Here is a 4144-nt window from a genome sequence, read left to right as displayed (position 1 = left end):
TTAAGGGTGCTAACTAAGAGTGGGCAAAAGGATATAGCTAAAGAGATAGTAGATGCTAACTATGGATTAAAAAAACTATCAGAGCAAATGCCAGACGAAAATAGCAAGAATAAAATAGTATCAATTATGGGAAAACTTCTTGTGTATGGAAGTATGGTTGCTTTGGATATAATACCAACCAGTTATAATAATGGAGGTTTATTTGGGCAGCTTGTTGGTTCTTTCGGTGGAAAAGAGATTGCAAGTGACCTTATTTCTGTTTTTAGTAAAAACTCAGAAAAATATGAACTATATAAAGATAAAATGGTTAAGCTTGAGGATAGTAAATACTTCAAGACCATTAGTCCAGAAAAGCGAGAGGAATTAAAAAAGCTTTCGTATTTTAAAGATCTTTATGTATCTAAAGAACCTTTAGGAATAGATGTGGATACTATAACACATCAAAATTTTGGAAATGGTATCTTGAATACGCCAATGGAGGCTATTATGAACGGACTTGAGCAAACTGGTCAGATTAAAAAGGATGGTACAAGGCTTGCTGGAAATACCATTGAATTAACGATAAAATATAATCCAACGCGTGGATTTTTTTCTGATTTGCTTGAAGCAGCGCAGGATAAATTTAGTATAGGCACAAGTGACATGGCAAAGCAAGTTGGTAGTTTTATATCGGATGTAACAAAAGCTGCTGAAGAAAAAAGAAAAAAAGATAATAGAGTTTTTGCTGTAAATTTTGCAGCACATTCTCAGTTAAATACATTAGTCTATAATGGTGTTAAATGGGGCATAGACAATGAACTTTATAGGCATTTAGATGGAGTTAAAAGTTTAATGAAAAAAGGTAAAGGCAATCCATATACTGTTTCTTCTTTTGGATCTCCAGTAGATGTAGAAAAAATGAGAGATGTATTAGAAGCGGCTAAAATTGATATAGCTGGAACATTTTCCAACAAAGGCGATTTTGTAGCAGAAGGTCTTGGTGGGAATAAAGATGTGAATAAAAAAGCAGATATGGCAGATCGCATAAATGTGTTAAATATCCCTAAATTATTTATGGATGATTCACCACATAGTTCTTATGTGTGTCAAGATTATGAAAAAGGGGGTGCTAGATGTGGTGTAAATTTTCAGTAGTAAAGCTTATTGTTATAACTTTTATTGCGCTATTTTCCGGTTGTCATGATATTCCAAATATAACTACAAAGCATCTTAAACCAGGTATTATGCTTTCATCTTTTCAAAATGAAAGCTTTACCTATGTGCTTCCAAGCAGTTTTGCTGATATTGATTGGTATTATTTTCTAGATGAAAAAAATGGCAGAAATGTTTTTGAACGTAATCTGCCGTCTATGTTTAATGAAAAATTTCAGATCAATACTTACAAATATAAAGAAAGAAATATGTCGCGAAGTAAGTTGGAAATTCGCAAAGATAGAGAAGAAAGTATTGATAGGAGTATTTATGATATTTTAATGGGTTGGCAACCTTACGAAAAAGGATTCTTTGCATATATTGATGGCATAAAGTGCGAAGCAGATTTTTTGATAAGCTCAATAACTCAAATTGGCTCTGCAAACTATGGCATTGATTGTCTTTATTACGATACTAGTGGTGCTGTATCAACTTTAGTTATTGGAGGCGCTTTTAGATTATTTTTTGATCCAGTTAAACATAAAAACTATAAAGCAGAAGATATGGCAATACTATTTAAAAATGATATGAGTGAATTTTTAAAATCGATAAAATTAAAAAATATGGATAGACAAAGAATGAAAAAAGAGGGCTTGCTTTTTGACAGAATATATAACCCTAGGGATGAATTTGATGAAATAATCTATGAGTGGTTTGATCCAAATAAATTTGACTGTACAAAGTACCAAAAAGAATATCAGATCTGCAAAAAATCACATCTTTGGAAAGAGATACGTAAAAATAAAAAATTTTTTGATGAGAAATACTATGAAACAGAAAGAAAGATAAGAGGTTAAGATGCTTAAATATAAAAAATTTATTTTTCTTTTTGTAGCTTTTTTGTTTATTGGTTGTTTTTCAGATAACTATCCTCAAGTGAATGAACGAAATGTAATATATAGCTATGATAGAAATTTAAAGGCCTATGCACCAGAAGCAAGAGGAGATAAAGTAAGGCTAGATACTGATGGGCTAAAAAAATTTATAATAAATAAGATAGGACAAAACTTTGAGTATAAAATCAGTGTCTATACTGAAGATGCTGATCATAGCAATGTAATAAAAGCAACAAGCAAAGAGGAGAGAATACAAGATAGAATGGAGTATTTAAAATCTCATGGCAAGATCTTTTCTCTTAAATCAAATAGATACATTAAACTAAGCGATGAGTATATATCAAATTTATTATGTCTTGCAAAGACAAATATTAATAGTAGTATCTATGTGAATATTGAATATACTTGCCCCTTTTATAGCAAAAATGGTAAGAAGAAATTTCTAATAGCAAAGACATCATTATCGGATTATGCAAGAGATAAAACTATAAAAACTAAAGAAGAGTTATATGAGTATAAGATAACTCAGGCTTATAGTACCCTTAAACAAGATATTAAAGTAGTAGCTGACTCTCTTTGGATAGATGAGATGGATATTGAAAGAATGAAAAGAGATGGCTTACTACATGAAAATGCCAAATATGGTGCTCAAGACGAAAATGCTGTCGAGTGGTTTAATCCGGACTTCTTTAAATGCAAAAGCATGAACGAAAAAAACCAAATTTGTGATGATAGGCTAAAGTTTAAAACTATACGAGACGAATTATCAAAAGAAGAGTAGGTGAAACAAAAATTATATGATAAAAAGAAATTCTGAATATACAGATGACGAAGTTAGAATTTTATTAGACTTGGTTCATTTTAAAAACAATACAGATACATTAAAAAACATGTTATCCCAGATAGGTTTTGATAGCGAAACCGAGCTTGTTTCTATGTCAAGAGATGATATAGTAGAAATTTTACAAAGAAGCTTGGATAAAAAGATATCTTTTTTAGAGCTTGAAGAGTGGGCAAATTTAATAGAATGTCGTGAAGATATAGGCTTTGAAGATGAAAAACACAAGAAATGGTCTTTAAACTAGCAAAACCTTATTTGTATGGAAAGTTAGATGAAAAGCAGGTGCTAAGCTATCTAAACGAATTAAAGGGAGTAGATGGATAGTAGTGATGCTTGTTTGTCAAAGATGGGATTTGAGATTAAAAAGTGGATCTGTTAAGGCATTGTTGATGAGTTGAAGAGTAGCTGTGATAGCTTTTAAAAGGTAATATGGATAAGGGTATATATTAATTACGTAGAAATATATCATCCTTTTAGTGCGTATTATTACGAAATAAAAGGATACATTAAAAATGGGCAAAAAGATGAATAATAGGCTAAAATACATGATTATCCAAGTGTTCTTTTTAGTGCAGTTGCTGGGTCGGTTGCTATACCAAGCGCATTAAAATCTTACGATAGTATCAAATATTCACGTAATGCTATAAAAGAATTAAAAGACCAACTTAAAACAGCTGTTTCGTCAAATAAGCGGGAGCAAATAAATAATAAAATTTTTGAGCACGAAGAAAATATAAAAGCTCATTAGCTGTTTCAAATAAGTAATGCCGCATTAAGGCAAGGTATAAAATATCCTACAACAAGGTTGAATGATGAATAAAATCTTAAGAATAGTTGTCGTTATTCTTTTTTTTGGGTTCGCGGATTATGGCTTTAAATATCCTATTCTTCACTGGATTATTTTTTATTTTTATACAAACACAGTAATATACTTAACTATAAAGACTTATATATATTCTAAAAAAATAACTAGAATAGATATTGCAAATTTAATACTTATCTTAGTTTTTTTGTTTTACTTGGTTATTTATCAATCAAGTGGCTGGTTGATTTATCCGTGTATTTTTACATTATTATCAATGTTTATTGTAAGTATTGTAGCTTTACGACAGAAAAATAGTTGATACAACAAATGATAACACTGTGATGTTGATGGTAGCAACAATGAATGAGTTTTTTAGTGCTTTATGGCGAGAATTGCAATAAAAAATAATCCAGTGAAGAATAGGATATTTAAAGCCATAATCCGCGAACCCAAAAAAAAGAATAACGACAA

Annotated in this window: 3 protein-coding genes and 1 pseudogene; all 4 read left to right on the top strand. The window is 30.5% G+C overall.

The genetic code is table 11. The annotated features are described in order from the left end of the window. Positions 1–1134 (top strand): annotated as a pseudogene (locus tag F3G98_RS10410) (hypothetical protein); the annotation flags it as partial. Further along, positions 1113–1988, top strand: a complete 876-nt coding sequence (locus tag F3G98_RS07120) for a hypothetical protein (protein WP_103607728.1) — start codon at positions 1113–1115, stop codon at positions 1986–1988. The pseudogene F3G98_RS10410 and the gene F3G98_RS07120, both read left to right, overlap by 22 nt. A gap of 1 nt (position 1989) precedes the next feature. Next, positions 1990–2808 (top strand): hypothetical protein, encoded by an 819-nt coding sequence (locus F3G98_RS07115; protein ID WP_103607729.1) that lies wholly within the window; start codon positions 1990–1992, stop codon positions 2806–2808. A 16-nt stretch (positions 2809–2824) separates the two neighbouring features. Beyond that, positions 2825–3112 carry a hypothetical protein gene (locus F3G98_RS07110; RefSeq protein ID WP_103607730.1) on the top strand — a complete coding sequence of 96 codons (288 nt, stop codon included), beginning with the start codon at positions 2825–2827 and terminating at the stop codon, positions 3110–3112. Positions 3113–4144: the final 1032 nt, after the last annotated feature.

It is taken from the genome of Campylobacter concisus, assembly GCF_902460895.1.
GTDB lineage: Bacteria > Campylobacterota > Campylobacteria > Campylobacterales > Campylobacteraceae > Campylobacter_A > Campylobacter_A concisus_BC.
Note: the sequence above shows the minus strand (reverse complement) of the source record. Positions and strands in the feature narration are given on the sequence as shown.